17 protein-coding genes are annotated in these 17,942 nt (G+C 69.2%); 9 read left to right on the top strand and 8 right to left on the bottom strand.

The genetic code is table 11. The features are described 5' to 3' along the window. Positions 1-3: 3 nt before the first annotated feature. A complete protein-coding gene (locus tag ASF87_RS08015) occupies positions 4-1,410 on the bottom strand; it encodes an aminotransferase-like domain-containing protein (protein ID WP_056375413.1) in 1,407 nt (468 codons plus the stop codon). Between ASF87_RS08015 and ASF87_RS08010 the strand changes: the two genes are divergently transcribed. Genes ASF87_RS08010 through ASF87_RS08000 form a run of 3 tightly spaced genes read left to right on the top strand, consistent with a single transcriptional unit; the run spans position 1,409 to position 3,585 of the window. After that, positions 1,409-2,359, top strand: coding sequence for a DMT family transporter (locus ASF87_RS08010; RefSeq protein ID WP_056375412.1), 951 nt, complete (start codon positions 1,409-1,411; stop codon positions 2,357-2,359). The two genes, ASF87_RS08015 and ASF87_RS08010, sit on opposite strands and share 2 nt — an antisense overlap. Beyond that, positions 2,359-2,970, top strand: a complete 612-nt coding sequence (locus tag ASF87_RS08005; RefSeq protein WP_056375411.1) for an FMN-binding negative transcriptional regulator — start codon at positions 2,359-2,361, stop codon at positions 2,968-2,970. The genes ASF87_RS08010 and ASF87_RS08005 overlap by 1 nt, the downstream gene beginning before the upstream one ends. Before the next feature lie 9 nt (positions 2,971-2,979). Continuing rightward, positions 2,980-3,585: a GNAT family N-acetyltransferase gene (locus ASF87_RS08000; RefSeq protein WP_056375410.1), complete on the top strand. Its 606-nt coding sequence runs from the start codon at positions 2,980-2,982 to the stop codon at positions 3,583-3,585. Here ASF87_RS08000 and ASF87_RS07995 read toward each other — a convergent pair. From ASF87_RS07995 to ASF87_RS07975, 5 genes are all read right to left on the bottom strand, one after another. Then, on the bottom strand, positions 3,572-4,273 hold the full coding sequence (locus tag ASF87_RS07995; RefSeq protein ID WP_056375409.1) for a GntR family transcriptional regulator: 702 nt from the start codon (positions 4,271-4,273) through the stop codon (positions 3,572-3,574). The two genes, ASF87_RS08000 and ASF87_RS07995, sit on opposite strands and share 14 nt — an antisense overlap. A 1-nt stretch (position 4,274) precedes the next feature. Continuing rightward, complete coding sequence (locus ASF87_RS07990; protein ID WP_056375408.1) at positions 4,275-5,009, bottom strand: GntR family transcriptional regulator; 735 nt, start codon at positions 5,007-5,009, stop codon at positions 4,275-4,277. Between the two features lie 213 nt (positions 5,010-5,222). Next, positions 5,223-6,401 carry an SLC13 family permease gene (locus tag ASF87_RS07985; RefSeq protein WP_200933713.1) on the bottom strand — a complete coding sequence of 393 codons (1,179 nt, stop codon included), beginning with the start codon at positions 6,399-6,401 and terminating at the stop codon, positions 5,223-5,225. Between the two features lie 71 nt (positions 6,402-6,472). After that, on the bottom strand, positions 6,473-6,826 hold the full coding sequence (locus ASF87_RS07980) for a YciI family protein (protein WP_056375407.1): 354 nt from the start codon (positions 6,824-6,826) through the stop codon (positions 6,473-6,475). Further along, positions 6,823-8,121: an RNA polymerase sigma factor gene (locus ASF87_RS07975; protein WP_056376419.1), complete on the bottom strand. Its 1,299-nt coding sequence runs from the start codon at positions 8,119-8,121 to the stop codon at positions 6,823-6,825. Before ASF87_RS07975 ends, ASF87_RS07980 begins: the two co-directional genes overlap by 4 nt. A 582-nt stretch (positions 8,122-8,703) precedes the next feature. On the opposite strand from ASF87_RS07975, the gene ASF87_RS07970 reads away from it, so the two are divergent. From ASF87_RS07970 to ASF87_RS07945, 6 genes are all read left to right on the top strand, one after another. Further along, positions 8,704-8,793 (top strand): potassium-transporting ATPase subunit F, encoded by a 90-nt coding sequence (locus ASF87_RS07970; RefSeq protein WP_056375406.1) that lies wholly within the window; start codon positions 8,704-8,706, stop codon positions 8,791-8,793. A gap of 17 nt (positions 8,794-8,810) precedes the next feature. Further along, positions 8,811-10,490 (top strand): potassium-transporting ATPase subunit KdpA, encoded by a 1,680-nt coding sequence (kdpA, locus tag ASF87_RS07965; protein ID WP_056376418.1) that lies wholly within the window; start codon positions 8,811-8,813, stop codon positions 10,488-10,490. 1 nt (position 10,491) lies between these two features. Then, positions 10,492-12,810 (top strand): potassium-transporting ATPase subunit KdpB, encoded by a 2,319-nt coding sequence (kdpB, locus tag ASF87_RS07960; RefSeq protein WP_056375405.1) that lies wholly within the window; start codon positions 10,492-10,494, stop codon positions 12,808-12,810. 103 nt (positions 12,811-12,913) lie between these two features. After that, the gene (kdpC, locus tag ASF87_RS07955) at positions 12,914-13,513 is read left to right on the top strand and encodes a potassium-transporting ATPase subunit KdpC (protein WP_056375404.1); all 600 of its coding nucleotides are present in this window, start codon (positions 12,914-12,916) and stop codon (positions 13,511-13,513) included. A 14-nt stretch (positions 13,514-13,527) separates the two neighbouring features. Beyond that, complete coding sequence (locus ASF87_RS07950) at positions 13,528-16,050, top strand: ATP-binding protein (RefSeq protein ID WP_056376417.1); 2,523 nt, start codon at positions 13,528-13,530, stop codon at positions 16,048-16,050. Beyond that, positions 16,047-16,718: a response regulator gene (locus tag ASF87_RS07945; RefSeq protein ID WP_056375403.1), complete on the top strand. Its 672-nt coding sequence runs from the start codon at positions 16,047-16,049 to the stop codon at positions 16,716-16,718. The genes ASF87_RS07950 and ASF87_RS07945 overlap by 4 nt, the downstream gene beginning before the upstream one ends. Before the next feature lie 124 nt (positions 16,719-16,842). Here ASF87_RS07945 and ASF87_RS07940 read toward each other — a convergent pair whose 3' ends face one another. Both ASF87_RS07940 and ASF87_RS07935 read right to left on the bottom strand, forming a co-directional pair. Then, positions 16,843-17,115, bottom strand: a complete 273-nt coding sequence (locus tag ASF87_RS07940) for a DUF1905 domain-containing protein (protein WP_056375402.1) — start codon at positions 17,113-17,115, stop codon at positions 16,843-16,845. Positions 17,116-17,146: 31 nt separating this feature from the next. After that, entirely contained in the window at positions 17,147-17,941 is a 795-nt protein-coding gene (locus tag ASF87_RS07935; protein WP_056375401.1) for a tryptophan-rich sensory protein, read from the bottom strand. Position 17,942: the final 1 nt, after the last annotated feature.

Here is a 17,942-nt window from a genome sequence, read left to right as displayed (position 1 = left end):
TGCTCAGGATGCGGCGAGCACACCCCCGAGGATTCTTGCCGCCTCCGGGAAACGCGACGGGTCGGCGTGGGCGTAGTTGAGGCGCACATACGACCCGGAGGGCTCGGCGGGGAACCACTCGGACCCGGGAGAGATGATGAGGCCGCGCGCCTCGCATGCGCGAACGATTGCGACGACATCGGTGCCCTCCGGAAGCCGCGCCCAGAGGTTGAGGCCGCCGGTCGGCACCGTCTCGACGATCGCCGTCGGCGCGTGCTCGGCGAGGCTCGAAAGCAGCAGATCCCGTCGCGCCCGCAACTGTTCTCTGAATCCACGGAGGTGAGTCCGCCAGGCCGGTTGGGTCACGACGTCGAGCGCTGCGGCCTGCAGCACCCCGCTCACGTACATCGACTCGGCGGCGCGGTCGGCGAGGATGCGTTCGCGAGCCGGGCCGCGGGCGATCAGCGCTGCGATCCGCAGCGACGGTGAGACGCTCTTGGTCAGCGAGCGGAGATAGACGACATGGCCGTCATCGTCCATCGCCGCGATCGGCCGCGGATCGCCATCGATGGCCAGATCGTGCGCCCAGTCGTCTTCGATGAGGAAGGCCCCGTGTCGACGCACGCTTTCGAGCACGGCGAGGCCCGTCGCCGCCGGCCACCTGGCGCCGGTCGGGTTCGCGAATGTGGGTTGCGCGTAGAACGCGCGAGCCCCGGTCTCGGCGAAGGCTCGCTCGACGGCATCCGGATCCGGACCGTGGGGGCCCGACGGGATCGGCACCAGGACCACCCCTGCCTGCTCAGCAGCGAGCAGCGCACCCCAGTAGGTGGGGGACTCGATCAGCAGCGGCTGGCCGGCGCCGACCACAGCTCGGAAGATCGAACTCAGCCCGCTCTGACTGCCCGCGATCACGAGAGCATCCCTCGCGGATGCCGGAGCGACGTCTGCCGGTGCGGATGCCGCGAGCTCGGCGGCGAACCATGCCTGGAGTTCGGGCAGCCCGGCGGCGGGTGAACGGGTGAGCGCCGAGGAGGTGCGCGCCGCGCGGGTGATCGCCTGGCGGACGAGCCGTTCGGGAAGCAGCTCGACGGCGGGGTACCCCGAGTGCATGCCGATCGCGTCGGGGGCGACGGTGCGCTGCGTCGAGGTGAGACCGGCGAGTCGGGCGGGAGGCGCCCCGAGGGCGGATGTCTGCCAGCCGTAGTCCGCAGCGCGGGGCGGTCGCTGCGCCCGCACGAACGTGCCTGCTCCGGGCCTCGACTCGACCAGCCCCAGTCGCGCCAGGTGCGCCATGGCCTTCTGCACCGTGACGGGGCTCGCACCGTACTCCGCGACGAGGGCGCGATTCGACGGCACGCGGGCGCCCGGCGGAGCCGACGCGATCCACCGGCGGAGGCCGGCCACGATTCGGTCACTGCTATCCTGACTCATGAAAGAACAGAGTAGCGTTATCGTCCACACGCGTGCGCCGCTATCCTCGCATCCCGGACTCTGGTGGGGACTCCTCGGCGTCACCGCCTTCTCGTTCACCCTCCCGTTCACCCGCATCGCGGTCGGCGGCCTCTCGCCGCTGTTCATCGGATCCGGCCGCGCGGTCGTCGCTGCAGCGCTCGCCGCCCTGGCGCTGGCGGTGACACGTCAGCATCCGCCCACCAGGGCGCAGTGCTGGCGCCTCGCGATCGTGGCCGGCGGTGTGGTCGCAGGATTCCCCCTGCTGACGTCGTTCGCGATGACCGCGGCACCCGCGAGCCACGGCGCCGTGGTGATCGGCCTGCTGCCCGCGGCGACAGCCGTCATGGTGGTGCTGCGCACTCGCGAGCGACCAGGACGGGCGTTCTGGTGGTTCGCCGCTCTGGGTGCCGCCGCGGCGGTCGTCTTCGCCTCACTGCAGAACGGCGGCCTGGGCGAACTCCACTGGGCCGATCTGCTGTTGTTCGGGGCGGTGCTGGCGGCGGCCATCGGCTACGCCGAGGGTGGGCTGCTCGCTCGCGAGATCGGCTCATGGCAGACCGTGTCCTGGGCGCTCGTGCTCGCGGCGCCGCTGATGCTCGCGCTGACGCTGGGATCGGCGCTCGCCGACCCGCCATCCGCCTCGCCGGTGCAGTGGCTCGCCTTCGCATACCTCGCCGTCGTCAGCATGTTCCTCGGGTTCTTCGCCTGGTATCGCGGGCTCGCGATCGGGCCAATGGCCCCCGTCAGCCAGATCCAGTTGGTTCAGCCCGTGATGAGCATCGCCTGGGCCGCACTGCTTGTTCACGAGCAGATCGGCTGGCCCACCGCGCTGGGTGGCATAGCCGTCGTCCTGTGCGCCGCACTCGCGGTGCGCAGCCGTCTGGTCGACACCCGACCCACCGCCCACCCCCTGAATGAGGAGTCCTGATGCGACACACACCCCGCTACCTGATGACCGACCCACTCGAGGTCAAGCGCCTCATCCGCGGCAACCCCTGGGCCACGTTCGTGTCGCCCGCGAGCACCGGACTGGTCGCCTCGCACTATCCCGCGCTGCTGATCGAAGACGAGCACGAGATCGTGATCGCGAGTCACTTCGGCCGCCCCGACGAGCAGCTGCACGAGCTGGGCGACCACGAGGTCCTTGTGATCATCCAGGGCCCGCACGACTACGTGTCGCCGAGCCTCTACGCGCCGGGAGACGTGGTGCCCACCTGGAACCACGTCACGGCCCACCTCTATGGCACACCCGAGATCCTCAGCGAGGAGGAGAACTACGCCATGCTCGCGCAGCTCACCGACCATTTCGAGAAGGGCACGCCGCACGGGCGCAGTCTGTCGGAGGATGAGGCCGGCACGCGGCGCGCGGCGAAGGGCACCGTGGGCCTGAGGATGCGTGTCGAGCGCTTCGATGCGCGCGCCAAGCTGAGCCAGAACAAGTCGGTTGAGGTGCGAAACAACATCACAGGGCGATTCGACGAGACGAACGCGGCACTCGCGGCCGAGATGCGGCGGGTCGCGGATCAGACGGCTCAATAGGCTGGGGTGATGACCGATTCGCCGCGCACCGACGTCTGGCCTGTCCGCACCGAGCGGCTGCAGATCCGGCCGATGACCGCGACCGATGTCGACGCGATGTGGCAGTGGCGACGCCTGCCCGAGGTGAACCGCTGGCTCGGGCTCGCCCCTGCGACCCTCGAGGCGTTCCGCGAGCGATACCTCGACCCCGAGCGGCTCGCCTCGATGCACCTCGTCGAGCTGCTGCCTGCAGGCGACGACGCGGCGCCCGTGCCGATCGGCGACATCATGATCAGGATCGGCGACGGATGGGCGCAGTTCGAGGTCGCCGACGAGGCGAAGGGCGTCGAGGCCGAGCTCGGCTGGGTGCTCGACCCGGAACACACAGGTCGCGGCTATGCGACCGAGGCGATCCGCGCCGTGATCGACGTCTGCTTCAGCCCGCTCGGGCTGCGTCGCGTGCACGCCGGATGCTTCGCCGACAACGAGCCCTCGTGGCGTCTGATGGAGCGACTCGGCATGCGCCGAGAGGAGTTCAGCCGCAAGACCGCTCTGCACCGGTCGGGCGAGTGGCTCGACGGCCTGAACTACGGCCTCCTCGCCGAGGAGTGGACGTCGACGGTCAGAGGGCTGTGACTCCGTCGACGACGAAGGTGTAGAGGTCTCTCACCAGGTCGGTCGCCTCGAGACGGTCGCGATCGCTCGCCGCGGCGACGAGCGCATCGACGACCGATCGCAGCATCGCGGGGTTGCGAGGTCGGCTGAGTGAGCGGATGCCGAGCACCAGCGCAGGTCTCTTCGACGCGTGCAGGGCGCTCAGGTATCGGTTGCGCGAGAACACCGCGAGCAGGTCGAGCAGCTCCCACAGCCCCTCTGCTCCGACGACCTGGTCGTTGTCGTCGGTCTCCCAGAGTTCTCTGACGGTCGCCGCCCTCGCGGCGAACTCGGTGACCTGCGCCTCGGTCGCGTGCGCGATGCCCAGGTCGGCCGCCGCGATCGACAGCCCCGAGCACTCGGCGGCGACGGCGACGAACCACGCGGGAGTCGGTGTCACGACGACCGACGCCCTGTTGAGCCGGTGGTCGATCAGGTGCATCGCCTCGAGCGCGCCCAGGGCCGATCGCACGGTGCCGGCGGCGACATTGAGGCGCTGCACGAGGGCGGTGACCGACAAGGGGTCGCCGGGGGCCAGCTCGCCCGACTCGATCGAGTGCGCGAGCGAGTCGACGACGGCATCCGCTCTCGAGGTGAAGAGAGGCAGTGGCTGCTCGACCCCTCCCAGCAGTCGCGTGGAGTTCAGCTTGTCGATCCGCCGGTCGGGCATGTCATTCCCCGGGTGATCGGCCGATGCGTGTCGGATCGCTGGATGCGGATGCGGATGCGAGCGCAGCCGCCGCTCTGAGCGGCTCGATCGTCGATCTCAGGAACAGAGGTTCGATGACCTCGCGCACCCCGACGCCATCCCGTCGCTCGAGCAGCGCGCGCAGCTGCTCGAGCGCCGTGCGCATGAAGTCGACGAGCTCGGCGGCGACCGGTTGCGCTGGCACGGTTCTGGTCAGGTGCAGGGCGAGCTGCCCGTCGAGGATGTCGATCATCGTCTGGTTGTGGGCGCTCAGCACGATCTCACCCCAGAGCGCGTACCAGAGGCTGAGCCCCTCACGGCTGGAGGCTCCGGCGAGACCGGCGGCGAGCAGACCGTCGATGCGCCCCTGCAGCGACGCGACCTGTTCGTCGGTGTAGGTCGGCACGGCTTTGACCGCGCAGTATCCGATCATCGCGACGGCGGTCTCGACCCGGTCGGCCTGGGCGTCGAGATCGACCGGGGCGACGCGAGTGAACCGGTTGGTGCTGACTTCGATGAGCCCGAGGTCGGCGAGGCGGTTCAGGGCCTCGCGGATGGGCGTGCGGGAGACGCCGTATTCGGCCTGCAGATCCTGGTCGCGGATCTCTTCGAGCGGCTGCATGCGCCCAGAGATGATCTCTTCGGCGAGCGTGGCGAAGACCTGGTCGCGGATCAGCTGCCGCGGCCGAATCGGCAGAGATGCGCTGATGTCGCCCACGGGCACACTTTATGCCGGTGTCATGCCCCCGCACCATACATCAGGCACTGAAGTTTCACCGGATCCGGCGACATGTGCGTAGCGTGGAGGCGTAGGGCAGCGACCCTCACCCGGCACACACTCCCCATGTCGTGCTGCGGACCTCCCCCAGATCCCGTGACCTGAGTCGCTGCCCTTTTCCCTACCCCGGGGCGGGCGCCGGGATGAACGGTCTCAGCCTGCGACGAACGCGAGCACGAGCGTGGCGACCAGCACCGTCGGCACGGCGACGATCGCACCCCAGAGCATCAGGCTGCCCCAGCGGATCTCGACACCCAGCGACACCACCCTGTGGTGCCAGAGCAGCGTGGCGAGCGACGCCCACGGTGTGATCAGCGGGCCGAGATTCACTCCGATCAGCAGCGCCATGAGCGCGACCGGGTCGCCGGCGGTGGGTTCGAGGATCAGGTAGGCGGGCAGGTTGTTGACCCCGTTCGCAGCGAGCGCTCCCGCTGCCGAGAGACGCAGCAGCTCTGCGGGCGCGTGTCCGTTGGTCGCGAGGACCGACAGGACGTCGAGGATGCCGTTCGCGTGCGCGGTCTCGACCACGACGAACAGGGCCGCCGCCAGGCTGATCGCCTGCCACGGCACGAGCGAGAGTCGCAGCACATGGCGACGCCGGATGCCGAATACGACGATGAGCACGAGCGCGGCGACCGTCGCGGGGATCCAGACGTCATGGGTCAGTGCGAGCAGGGGCATCAGGAGCAGCAGGATGCCGGAGGCCGCCCAGAAGAGCACCCGGTCGGACGGGTCACCGCCTGTCGGGGCGCGATACGCGCCGAAGAGCGTGCGTCGGTGTCGCAGTGTGAGGATCACGACGGGCACGAGCACCCCGACGAGTGTCGGCGCCCAGCTCAGCGCGAGGAACGCGAGCGGGTCGTCACCGATCGACCGTGCCGCGAGCAGGTTCGTGAGGTTCGACACGGGCAGTGCGAGGGATGCCGTGTTCGCCAGCCACACGGTGACGAGGGCGAACGGCAGCGGAGGGATGCCGACGCTCTGCGCCAGCACGACCACGACCGGCGTCACGATCACCGCCGTGGTGTCGAGCGACAGGAACACCGTGCTGATGACGGCGAGCACGACGACGAACAACCCGAGCAGGATGACCCGCCCGCAACCCCAGCGCGCCAGGCGCTGTGCGACGACGTCGAACACCGCAGCATCCCGGGCAAGCTCGGCGACGATCGTGATCGCGATGACGAACCCGAGCACCGGTGCGATGCGGGCGCCGAGCGCCCCGGCATCCGAGGGCGGGAGAACGCCCGTGACGATGCAGACGAGTGCCACGGCGATGAGCGCCAGGACGATGATCGTCCCTGCTCCCAGCCGCCGTCGCGTCGCACTCACTCGCTGAGTGTAGATCCGGTGGGGGCGTGATCCGGTGAGCGTCCGGCACGCGGCCTGTCAGCCGGGTGTGGTCACTCGTCCCAGGGGAGCTTCACCACCGGCAGGATGTAGACCCGCCCCATGACGGCGGTGGGATGCTTCGCCATGAAGCTCGCGGCCTCGTCGATCGACTCGGCGGTCACGATGTCGTAGCCCGCGAACCACTCTTTGAACTCGGGGAACGGACCGTCGGTGACGAGCACCTTGCCGTCTCGCACAGCCACAGACTTCGCCTCCTCAGGGCCTGCTACGGGTGCACCGTCGCCCAGCCGGCCGGCCGCGTCGCCTTCCTCGGCCCAGTCTTCGAGCAGGCGCTGATCCTCTCCCTGCGGCATCGTGCCGCCAGTCGGGTCGGTCATGTGGATCACGAGGTACTTGTTGCTCATCTGCTCTCTCCGTTCGACGTGGTCCCGGAGGGTCCGGGCACGAGTGGCACCGCGATCTCATCGCGGCGCCGGGTCAGGTGGGCGATCTCGGCGTCGTTGCTCGCCAACGAGATCGCTCGGTCGTAGGCGTCCATGGCATCTGCAGGTCTGCCCGCCGCGCGCAACAGCTCGGCCCGAGTCACGTGCAAGCCGTGGAAGTCCGCCAGTGCGTCGCTCAGCGACTCGACGATGACCAGCGCCTGCTGTGGTGAGTCCCGTTCGGCGATCGCCACGGCCTTGCCCAGGGTGACGACCGGACTCGGGTCGACGCGCTCCAGCTGCTCGTAGAGCTCGACGATGCGTTGCCAGTCGGTGTGCTCAGCATCCACGGCCGCCGCATGCACCGCATTGATCTGGGCGAGCAGCGTGTAGCGACCGGGAACCGCACCGCGCAGTCCGTCGAGAAGCGACAGGCCCTCGTCGATCACCTCACGATTCCACAGCCCGCGGTCCTGCTCATCGAGCCGCACGAGCTCGCCTTTCGCCGTGATCCGGGCCGGAGAGCGCGCCTCGCTGAGCAGCATCAGCGCCAGGATCCCCGCGACCTCTGCGTCGTCGGGCAGCAGCTCTCTCACGAGTCTGGTGAGCCGGATCGCCTCGGTGGTCAGCTCGCTGCGGAGCGCCGGCATCTCGGAGCCGGATGCGAAGTAGCCCTCGTTGAACACGAGATAGAGCACCGCCAGCACCCCGTCGATGCGCACGCGCAGATCTTCAGGCGCGGGCACCTGATAGGGGATCTGCGCGGTCTTGATCTTCGACTTCGCTCGTGTGATGCGCTGCCGCACAGCGGATTCCTGCATCAGGAAGGCTCGCGCGATCTCCTCGACCGTGAGGCCGGCGACCACGCGCAGAGTGAGGGCGACGCGCCCTTCGAGAGACAGCGCCGGATGGCAGCACGTGAAGAGCAGACGCAGCCGATCGTCGTCGATGGCGCCGGTCGGCTCGGGCGGTTCGGGATCGTGCAGCATCAGTGCCTCCCGCTGCTTCGCGTCGCGCGACGACTCCCGACGCAGCCGATCGATGGCCTTGCGATAGGCGGTGGTGGTGATCCATCCGCCCGGATTCGGTGGCACGCCCTCGGCCGGCCACCGCTCGACAGCAGAGGCGAACGCCTCAGCGGCCATCTCCTCGGCGAGCCCGAGATCACCGCAGCGCCGCGTCAGACCGGCGACGATCCTCGCCCACTCCTCGCGGTACACCTGGGCGACGCGCACGTCGATGTCAGCGCGTCGCGACCGCCCGGCATGCGCAATCATCGCGTCGTTCCGTGACGAGACCCCTGGGCGCCGCCCCATCGCGTCATCTGTGCTCTCTCCATCCGGTCGAACCAGCAGGATCTGCAGCGAACCAGCCGTCACCATGATCATTGCCGCTCACGGCGTCGGCGAGAAGGGCCGCCCGTCCAGACGCGGCGAGCGCGAGCCCACAGCGACGGCCGCCTGATCATGCCGGGATGCTCGAGGGCGACGCGGCGCCGCTCAATGGCCTGCTCTGCCTCCTCTGCCTCCAGCCGGTAGAGAACACTCGCCATCATCGGATCGTTGTACACGTCGTCACCGTGCCTCTCATCTGCGAGACCACCCGAAACGGTCGCCTCCTACCTGCACCACGAACGACGACGGCGGGATGCGACATCGAGGCGCGAAAAAGTCCACGCGACCTCGGAACGTGAGCAACTCGCATGCATCCCGCACGCCCCCGTAGGCAAAGCGTGAGGATCGCCATATGCCGGTCCGCACGGGAGTTGTATCGAGTCTCGTGCTCGACATCATCTACATCGCGCTGACTCTCGCGCTGTTCGCCCTCGTCTCCCTGGTCGCGAAGGGGGTGGAACGACTGTGATCGTCTTCGAGATCATCGCCGCCGCCCTCGCCGTGGCCGCCGTCATCTACCTCGTGGTGGCTCTCGTCGCCCCGGAGAAGTTCTGATGGGCGCCGGCTCTTCGATGAACGCCGAACTCTGGTTCGGCGTCCTCCAGGCCGCCGTCCTCATCGTCGCCCTCGTGCTGCTCTACCGCCCCGTGGGCGACTACATGGCGCACGTCTTCAGCACCCCGCGTGACCTGAAGGCCGAGCGGGGCATCTACCGTCTGATCGGCGTCGACCCCGCATCCGAGCAGACCTGGCGTGCCTACGCCCGCGGCGTCCTCGCGTTCTCGGTCGTCGGTCTGCTGCTGGTCTACGGGCTGCAGCGTCTGCAGGGCTTCCTGCCCGAGTCGCTCGGACTTCCGGCCGTGCCCGAGGGGCTGGCGTTCAACACCGCCGCGTCTTTCGTCGCGAACACCAACTGGCAGTCGTACTCGCCCGAGCAGACGATGGGCTACACCGTGCAGCTCGCGGGCCTCACGGTGCAGAACTTCGTCTCGGCCGCCGTGGGCCTCGCCGTCGCCGTCGCCCTGATCCGCGGCCTCGCTCGTCGCGGCTCGACCACGATCGGCAACTTCTGGGTCGACCTGATCCGCGGACTCGGCCGCATCCTGCTGCCGATCGCGCTGATCGGCGCGATCGCCCTGATCGCGGGAGGCGTGGTGCAGAACTTCGCCGGCTTCACCGACGTGACCACGGTCTCGGGCGGCACGCAGACCATCCCCGGCGGACCGGTCGCCTCACAGGAGGCCATCAAGCTGCTCGGCACCAACGGCGGCGGATTCTTCAACGCCAACTCGGCCCATCCGTTCGAGAACCCGACCGGCTGGACCAACCTGCTGCAGATCCTGCTCATCCTGGTGATCCCGTTCGCACTCCCCCGCACCTTCGGCCGCATGATCGGCGACAACCGCCAGGGCTACGCGATCGCCGCTGTGATGGGAACGATCTTCCTGATCTCGACCTTCGCTCTCTCGGCCCTCGAGCTGGCCGGCCGCGGCAGCGCGCCCGAACTCGCCGGCGCCGCCATGGAGGGCAAGGAGGTGCGCTTCGGCATCCTCGGCTCGACGCTGTTCGGCAGCGCCAGCACCCTGACCTCGACCGGTGCCGTCAACTCGATGCACGACTCGTACACGGCCCTGGGCGGCATGATGCCGATGCTCAACATGATGCTCGGCGAGGTCGCCCCCGGCGGTGTCGGCTCGGGCCTCTACGGCATGCTCGTGCTCGCGATCATCGCGGTGTTCGTCGGCGGACTGCTCGTCGGCCGCACCCCCGAGTACCTCGGCAAGCGCATCGGCCCGAAGGAGATCAAGCTCGCGAGCCTCTACATCCTCGTGACGCCCACCCTCGTGCTGGTCGGCACGGCGCTGAGCTTCGCGATCCCGGGAATCCGAGCGGACGTCGAGGCGACCAGCATCCTCAACCCCGGCGTGCACGGCATGAGCGAGGTGCTCTACGCCTTCACCTCGGCGTCGAACAACAACGGTTCGGCCTTCGCCGGCCTCACCGCCAACACCCCGTGGTTCAACACCGCACTGGGCATCGCGATGCTGCTCGGCCGCTTCCTGCCGATCGTGCTCGTGCTGGCGTTGGCCGGATCGTTCGCCGCACAGCAGCGCGTGCCGGAGAACACCGGAACCCTGCCCACGCACCGACCGCAGTTCGTCGGCCTCCTCGCCGCCGTCACGGTCATCATCACGGCACTCACCTACTTCCCCGTGCTCGCACTGGGACCCCTCGCTGAAGGACTCGTCTGACATGACCCTCATCACCACCCCCTCCGAGACGCCGTCGGAACAGCAGGATGCCGCGGCATCCGCCTCGACCGAACCGCCCCGCGCGTTCGGCTGGGCGCAGCTGACCCAGGCCCTGCCGGGCGCGCTGCGCAAGCTCAACCCCGCCTCGCTCGTGCGCAACCCCGTGATGCTGCTCGTCTGGGTCGGCGCCGCGTTCACCACCGTGCTCGCGATCGCCGAGCCCTTCCTCGGAGGCCCGGCCGACTCGGGTGGAACCCCGGTGCCCGCGCCGTTCACCTGGGGCATCGCGATCTGGCTGTGGCTGACCGTGCTGTTCGCCAACGTCGCCGAGTCGGTGGCCGAGGGCCGCGGCAAGGCCCAGGCCGCAAGCCTGCGCAAGACCCGCACCAGTACCATGGCGCGCAAGGTCGTCGGGTATGACCCCGGTGCGGATGCCACGGCAGAGCGCTCCGAAACCGTCGACGTCTCGTCGGCCGAGCTCCAGCGCGACGACATCGTGATCGTCGCGGCGGGAGAGCTGGTCCCCGGAGACGGCGACATCGTCGCGGGCATCGCGACCGTCGACGAGTCGGCGATCACCGGCGAGAGCGCTCCGGTCATCCGCGAATCCGGCGGAGACCGCAGCGCCGTCACCGGCGGCACACGGGTGCTGTCTGATCGCATCGTCGTGCGCATCACCTCGAAGCCCGGCGAGACGTTCGTCGACCGCATGATCGCCCTGGTCGAGGGCGCGAGCCGTCAGCGCACCCCCAACGAGATCGCGCTGAACATCCTGCTCGCGAGCCTGTCGATCGTGTTCGTCGTCGTGGTGCTCGCACTCAACCCGATCGCGTCATACGCGGCCTCGCCCGTCAGCATCCCGGTGCTCATCGCCCTGCTCGTGTGCCTCATCCCCACGACGATCGGCGCCCTGCTCTCGGCCATCGGCATCGCCGGCATGGACCGCCTCGTGCAGCGCAATGTGCTCGCCATGTCGGGACGCGCGGTCGAGGCCGCGGGAGACGTCACCACCCTGCTGCTCGACAAGACCGGCACCATCACCTACGGCAACCGACAGGCTCACGAGGTGCTGCCGCTCGCGGGGGTCGACCCCGAGGAACTGCTGCGCGTCGCCGCCCTCGCATCCCTCGCCGACCCGACGCCCGAGGGCGCGTCGATCGTCGCGTTGGCCGCGTCTCACGGCTTCCAGGTCGAGGAGCCGGCCGGAGCGGTCGTCGTGCCTTTCACCGCGCAGACCCGCATGTCCGGCCTCGACCTGCCCGACGGCACGCAGATCCGCAAGGGTGCAGGCTCGGCGATCAGCGCTTGGCTCGGACTCGACTCGAATGCCGAGCTCACCACCCTGACCGATGGCGTCGCGTCGAGCGGCGGCACCCCCTTGGTCGTCGCCGTGCGGATGGCGGACAACGCCACCCCCCGGTCGTTGAACAGCTCTCGGTCGTTGAGCGAGGACGCGCCAGCGACCGAGACGAAACGCGGTGACGAAGCGTTCGACGCCGATCGAGGCGTTTCGTCTCGGGGCTTCGCTCCTCGCTCAACGACCGGGAATGAGGGCTTCGCTCCTCGCTCAACGACCGACGGCGAAGTGCTCGGCGTCGTGCATCTCAAGGACATCGTGAAAGACGGCCTGCGCGAGCGGTTCGAAGAGCTCCGCAGCATGGGCATCCGCACCGTCATGATCACGGGTGACAACCCGCTGACCGCCGCCGCGATCGCGAAGGAGGCCGGTGTCGACGACTTCCTCGCCGAGGCGACTCCCGAGCAGAAGCTCGAGCTGATCAAGCGCGAGCAGGAGGGCGGCCGCCTCGTCGCGATGACAGGCGACGGCACGAACGACGCCCCGGCGCTCGCCCAGGCCGACGTCGGCGTCGCGATGAACACCGGCACGTCGGCAGCGAAGGAGGCCGGCAACATGGTCGACCTCGACTCCGATCCCACGAAGCTCATCGACATCGTGCGCATCGGCAAGCAGCTGCTCATCACCCGCGGAGCCCTCACGACGTTCTCGCTCGCGAACGACATCGCCAAGTACTTCGCCATCATCCCGGCGATGTTCATGGGCGTCTTCCCCGGACTCGCGGCGCTCAACATCATGCAGCTGCACTCGCCGGCATCCGCCGTGACCAGCGCCATCATCTTCAACGCGATCGTGATCGTGTTCCTGATCCCGCTGGCGCTCCGAGGAGTGAAGTATCGCCCGGCGAGCGCCTCGCAGATCCTGCAGCGCAACCTGCTCGTCTACGGCCTCGGCGGCGTGATCGCTCCGTTCATCGGCATCAAGCTGATCGACCTCGTGATCACCCTCATCCCCGGCTTCTGAGCGCGACTCACCGCGTTTCGTCTCGGGGCTTCGCTCCTCGCTCAACGACCGGGCGAGGTCACCCGCTCCTCGCTCAACGACCGACTTCTTTGAAAGGCATCTCATGTCCTCCTCTCGCACCGTGGCCCGCACCACCGGCGTCGCCATCCGCGCGATGCTCGTGCTCACCCTCGTGCTCGGCGTCGGCTACACGCTGGTCGTCACCGGCATCGGCCAGCTGCTGATGCCGTTCCAGGCGAACGGCTCTCCGCTCGCTGACGGCAAGGGCAGCTCGCTGATCGGGCAGTCCTTCACGGATGCCGACGGCGAGGCGCTTGCCGAGTACTTCCAGTCGCGTCCGTCGGCCGCCGGCGACGGCTACGACGGGGCGGGCTCGAGCGGCAGCAACCTCGGCCCCGAGAACCCCGACCTCGTCGCATCGATCGCCGAGCGCAAGACGGCCATCGCCGAGCGTGAGGGAGCGAGCCCGGATGCGGTGCCGGCCGACGCCGTGACGGCATCGGGCTCGGGCCTCGACCCGCACATCAGCGTCGCCTACGCCCTGCTGCAGGTGCCGCGGGTGGCCGAGGAGCGCGGACTGCCCGAGCAGCAGGTGCGCGACCTCGTGGAGTCTAGGATTCAAGGGCGGGATCTGGGATTCCTCGGCGAAGAACGCATCAACGTCGCCGAACTCAATCTCGCGCTCGATGAGCAGGAGGGCTGATGACAGCAGAGCGGATGCCGCGGCGCGGCCGACTCCGCGTGCTGCTCGGCGCAGCCCCCGGTGTCGGCAAGACCTACGAGATGCTCGTCGAAGGTCGCCGACTGCTCGACGAGGGTCGAGACGTCGTGATCGCGATCGTCGAGACGCACGAGCGCGCGGCGACGGCGGCGCAGACCATCGGCATCCCCGAGGTACCCCGCCGCACCGATCTGCACCGAGGCGTGCCGCTGACCGAGATGGACCTGCAGGCGGTTCTCGCGCGGAACCCCGAGATCGCGCTGGTCGACGAGCTCGCCCACACCAACACCCCCGGTTCGCAGAACGCGAAGCGCTGGCAGGACGTCGACGCGCTGCTCGACGCCGGCATCGACGTCGTCACGACCGTGAATGTGCAGCACATCGAGTCGCTGAACGCCGTGGTCGAGAAGATCACCGGCATCGCTCAGCAGGAGACGATCCCGGATGCCGTGGTGCGCGCCGCCGACGAGATCGAGGTCGTCGACCTGGCGCCGCAGTCGCTGCGCGATCGGCTGTCGGCCGGCCTCGTGTATCCGGCCGAGCGGATCGACGCGGCGCTGTCGAACTACTTCCGCCTCGGAAACCTGACGGCGCTGCGTGAACTCGCGCTGCTGTGGCTGGCCGACGAGGTCGACAGCGCGCTGCGCAGCTATCGCGCCGACCATGGCATCGAAGGCACCTGGCAGGCGCGCGAGCGCGTCGTCGTCGCCCTCACCGGCGGCCCCGAGGGCGAGACGCTGCTGCGTCGAGGGGCCCGCATCGCCGCCCGCTCGGCCGGTGGCGAGCTGCTCGCAGTGCACATCGCCGCGCAAGACGGCCTCCGCGACGAGACCCCGGGGGCACTGGCCGCTCAGCGCTCACTCGTCGAGTCGCTCGGCGGCAGCTTTCACCAGATCATCGGCGACGACATCCCCGGCACCCTCGTCGAGTTCGCGCACGGCGCCGACGCCACGCAGCTCGTGATCGGCGTCAGTCGTCGCGGTCGCCTCGCGGCCGCGCTCACCGGACCCGGCATCGGGTCGGAGGTCATCCGCCGCTCGGGCGACATCGACGTGCACATCGTGACGCACGCCGCCGCGGGCGGGCGCGCTGCGCTCCCCCGCATCACCGGCGGCGCGCTCGGCTGGCGGCGTCAGCTGCTCGGCTTCGTGATCGCGCTCATCGTCGGACCGCTGCTCTCGTGGGCGATGTTCGCCTTCCGCAGTCCCGAGTCGATCACGGTCGAGGTGTTGGCCTTCCAGCTGCTCGTGGTGATCGTCGCGCTCGTGGGCGGGCTGCGACCGGCCGTCTTCGCGGCGGTGCTCTCGGGCATCACATTGGACTTCCTGTTCGTCTCGCCGATCTTCACCATCACGATCGCGCATCCGCTGCACGTGCTCGCCCTCGCGCTCTATGTGATCATCGCGATCCTCGTCAGCATCATCGTCGACCAGGCCGCACGGCGAGCCCGCACGGCCCAGCGTGCCGCCGCCGAGGCCGAGCTCCTCGCCGCGGTCGCCGGCAACGTGCTCCGCGGAGACAACGCCGTGCTCGCCATGGTCAGTCGCACGCGCGAGGCCTTCGGCCTCACCGGTGTGCGCCTGCTCACCGCCGAGGGCGAGGTGCTGGCGAGCGACGGCGAACCCGTGCCCGACGGTCGGGCCACCTCGATTCCGGTCGGGGCGGGCGGATCGTCTCCCGCTGTGCTCGAGCTGCACGGCGAGCCCCTCGACACCCCCGCCCGGCGACTGCTCGACGCGATCGTCGCGCAGCTCGCGGCGGCGATCGAGCACACAGACCTGCGTGCCACAGCGCGCGAGGTCGCCGCTCTCGCCGAGACCGACCAGGTGCGCAGTGCCCTGCTCTCGGCCGTCAGCCACGACCTGCGCCGCCCGCTCGCGTCGGCCGTCGCCGCGATCGGCGGACTCCGCGGGGCGCACGGCCTGTCGGCATCCGATCGGGAAGAACTGCTCGCCACAGCGGATGAGAGCCTCGCCACCCTGTCGTCGCTGGTCACCGACCTGCTCGACGTCAGCCGCGTGCAGGCGGGAGTGCTCGCCGTCTCGAACATGCGACTCGATGTCGCGGGTCCTGTGCTGGCGGCGGTCGACGAACTCGGTCTCGGCCCCGACGATGTGGAGCTGGCGTTGGATGCCGACCTCCCCGCGGTGTCGGCCGATCCGGTGCTGCTGCAGCGGGTGCTCGTGAACGTGATCGCGAACGCGCACCGGCACGCACCGACCGACAGCCGCGTGATCGTGTCGACGAGCACGCTCGGCGAGCGCGCCGAGATCCGCATCATCGACCGGGGCAAGGGCGTGCCGGCCGAGAAGCACGACCGCATCTTCCAGCCGTTCCAGCGCCTCGGCGACACCGACAACACCGCAGGCCTCGGCCTCGGCCTCGCGCTGTCGCGCGGGTTCACCGAGGGCATGGGCGGTACCCTGACACCCGAGGACACCCCGGGTGGTGGACTCACCATGGTCATCTCGCTGCCGCTGGCAGGAGAGCCCGATCTCACGCAGGAGGAGACGGAGTGAAGCTCCTCATCGCCGATGACGACCCGCAGATGGTGCGCGCGTTGCGCATCACCCTCGCCGCCCACGGCTACGAGGTGGTCGTGGCCGCTGACGGTGCCGCTGCCGTGGCCGCCGCCGCGCAGACGCACCCCGACATCATCATGCTCGACCTCGGCATGCCGCGGCTCGACGGCATCGAGGTGATCCAGGCGCTGCGCGGCTGGACGACCGTGCCGATCATCGTCGTCTCCGGCCGCACCGGGTCAGCCGACAAGGTCGAGGCGTTGGACGCCGGAGCCGACGACTTCGTCACCAAGCCGTTCCAGGTCGACGAGCTGCTCGCACGACTGAGGGCGCTGTCTCGCCGGTCGGTTCCGGCCGGCGGCGAGTCGACCGTCGGATTCGGCGACGTCGTGGTCGACCTCGCGACGAAGACCGTCACCAGGGCGGGCACGCGGGTTCATCTCACACCCACCGAGTGGCGCATGCTCGAGCATCTCGCCCGACACCCGGGCGCCCTGGTGACCCGGCAGGATCTGCTGAAGGAGATCTGGGGCAGCGAGCAGGTCTCCGATTCCGGCTACCTGCGGCTGTACATGTCGCAGCTGCGCAAGAAGCTCGAGGCCGAGCCCAGCGCTCCCGTGCATCTGCTCACCGAGTCGGGGATGGGCTACCGGCTCGTCCTCTGACCCAGGTCTGCAGTTCTCGTCATTCCCGGTTCACAACTCAGCATGAACTTTCGGCGGCCGGCGGAATAGACGGGTTCAGGGCCTTCGGCCGAAGTCTGTGCTGAATTGTGAACGGTGTGCGTGATCAACGCTTCATGATGGTGACCTCGACGGTGTCGCCGATGTCCTTGCCCAGCGACTTCCGCGTCTTAGCGTTCAGCGACACCATGTGTCCACCCGAACCGGTCACCATCGCGCCGACGTTCTCGAGCTTCACATCGTCTATCAGGGCGTCGACCCTGACCGTCTTCCCGGTTCCGAAGAACTCGGCGGAGCCGGGTATCTCGACGCAACTCCACGTCTCGCCCTTGACCTCGACACCGATCGTCGTGTGAAAGCTCAGCTGATCCGCACTCATGAGAACAGGCTATTCGCGACCGAGCGCTGAATCAGAGGGCGGTGTCGGCGCGTGGGCGGCGCAGCACTCCCCAGACGCCTGCGGCGATGAGGACGATCGCGACGATGATCGCGGCAATGGCGGTGACGGTGCTCTCGGGTTCGCCGGTCAGGCGGCCGACAGCCAGCCAGCCGAGGCCCCACGCGGTCGCGAGAGCGGGGGCGATGCGCCGAGTGACGAGCGCGCTGGCCACTCCGATCACGAGCACGACGGCGAGCACGGCGACCGCCCAGATCTCGGCCTGGTCTGCCCACGCTGCCGGGGCGATCTGCGTGAACCACGCCGTCGTGTTGGCCACGGTCGCGATGGTGACCCAGCCGAAGTGCAGGCCGTTCGCGCCGTCGACCACGATGCGCTCGGGCCAGGTCCGGGCACGGCTGCGGCCGAGGATCACGATGACACGGGCGAGGGTGGCGAGCAGCAGTGCGATCACGAGCACCGTCAGCGGAAGAGACAGGAACTGCGCCGTCACGAGCCAGAGCCCGTTCAGGATCATCGTTGCGGCGATCCATCCGCCGACCGCGCGCTGACGCTCATCCGCCCGCTGCGGCGTAAGCGCCTGCCACACCGTGTAGGCGATGAGGCCGAGGTAGATCAGCGACCAGATCGAGAAGGCGGGGCCGGCCGGGGCGAGATACGATCCCTGCGCCGAGAGCGCTCCGTCTTGCAGCTCGCTGACCGAGGTGCCGCCGAAGGCGCCGGACCCCACGGCCGCGGCTATCAGCATGAACGTGGCCGAGGCGATGATGATCGACTGGCGGGCGATGTCCTGCGTCCGGGATTCCATG

This window comes from Microbacterium sp. Leaf161 (assembly GCF_001423645.1).
GTDB lineage: Bacteria > Actinomycetota > Actinomycetes > Actinomycetales > Microbacteriaceae > Microbacterium > Microbacterium forte.
The sequence above is the reverse complement of the archived record's forward strand: the minus strand, read 5'-3'. Positions and strand labels throughout refer to the sequence as shown.

Bases quoted from the DNA above. Each gene is read 5' to 3' on its own strand.
- ASF87_RS08010 (WP_056375412.1), top strand. From the start codon at position 1,409: ATGAAAGAACAGAGTAGCGTTATCGTCCACACGCGTGCGCCGCTATCC.
- ASF87_RS08015 (WP_056375413.1), bottom strand. From the start codon at position 1,410: ATGAGTCAGGATAGCAGTGACCGAATCGTGGCCGGCCTCCGCCGGTGG.
- ASF87_RS08005 (WP_056375411.1), top strand. From the start codon at position 2,359: ATGCGACACACACCCCGCTACCTGATGACCGACCCACTCGAGGTCAAG.
- ASF87_RS08000 (WP_056375410.1), top strand. From the start codon at position 2,980: ATGACCGATTCGCCGCGCACCGACGTCTGGCCTGTCCGCACCGAGCGG.
- ASF87_RS07995 (WP_056375409.1), bottom strand. From the start codon at position 4,273: ATGCCCGACCGGCGGATCGACAAGCTGAACTCCACGCGACTGCTGGGA.
- ASF87_RS07980 (WP_056375407.1), bottom strand. From the start codon at position 6,826: ATGAGCAACAAGTACCTCGTGATCCACATGACCGACCCGACTGGCGGC.
- ASF87_RS07975 (WP_056376419.1), bottom strand. From the start codon at position 8,121: ATGATTGCGCATGCCGGGCGGTCGCGACGCGCTGACATCGACGTGCGC.
- kdpA (WP_056376418.1), top strand. From the start codon at position 8,811: ATGAACGCCGAACTCTGGTTCGGCGTCCTCCAGGCCGCCGTCCTCATC.
- kdpB (WP_056375405.1), top strand. From the start codon at position 10,492: ATGACCCTCATCACCACCCCCTCCGAGACGCCGTCGGAACAGCAGGAT.
- kdpC (WP_056375404.1), top strand. From the start codon at position 12,914: ATGTCCTCCTCTCGCACCGTGGCCCGCACCACCGGCGTCGCCATCCGC.
- ASF87_RS07950 (WP_056376417.1), top strand. From the start codon at position 13,528: ATGCCGCGGCGCGGCCGACTCCGCGTGCTGCTCGGCGCAGCCCCCGGT.
- ASF87_RS07940 (WP_056375402.1), bottom strand. From the start codon at position 17,115: ATGAGTGCGGATCAGCTGAGCTTTCACACGACGATCGGTGTCGAGGTC.
- ASF87_RS07935 (WP_056375401.1), bottom strand. From the start codon at position 17,941: ATGGAATCCCGGACGCAGGACATCGCCCGCCAGTCGATCATCATCGCC.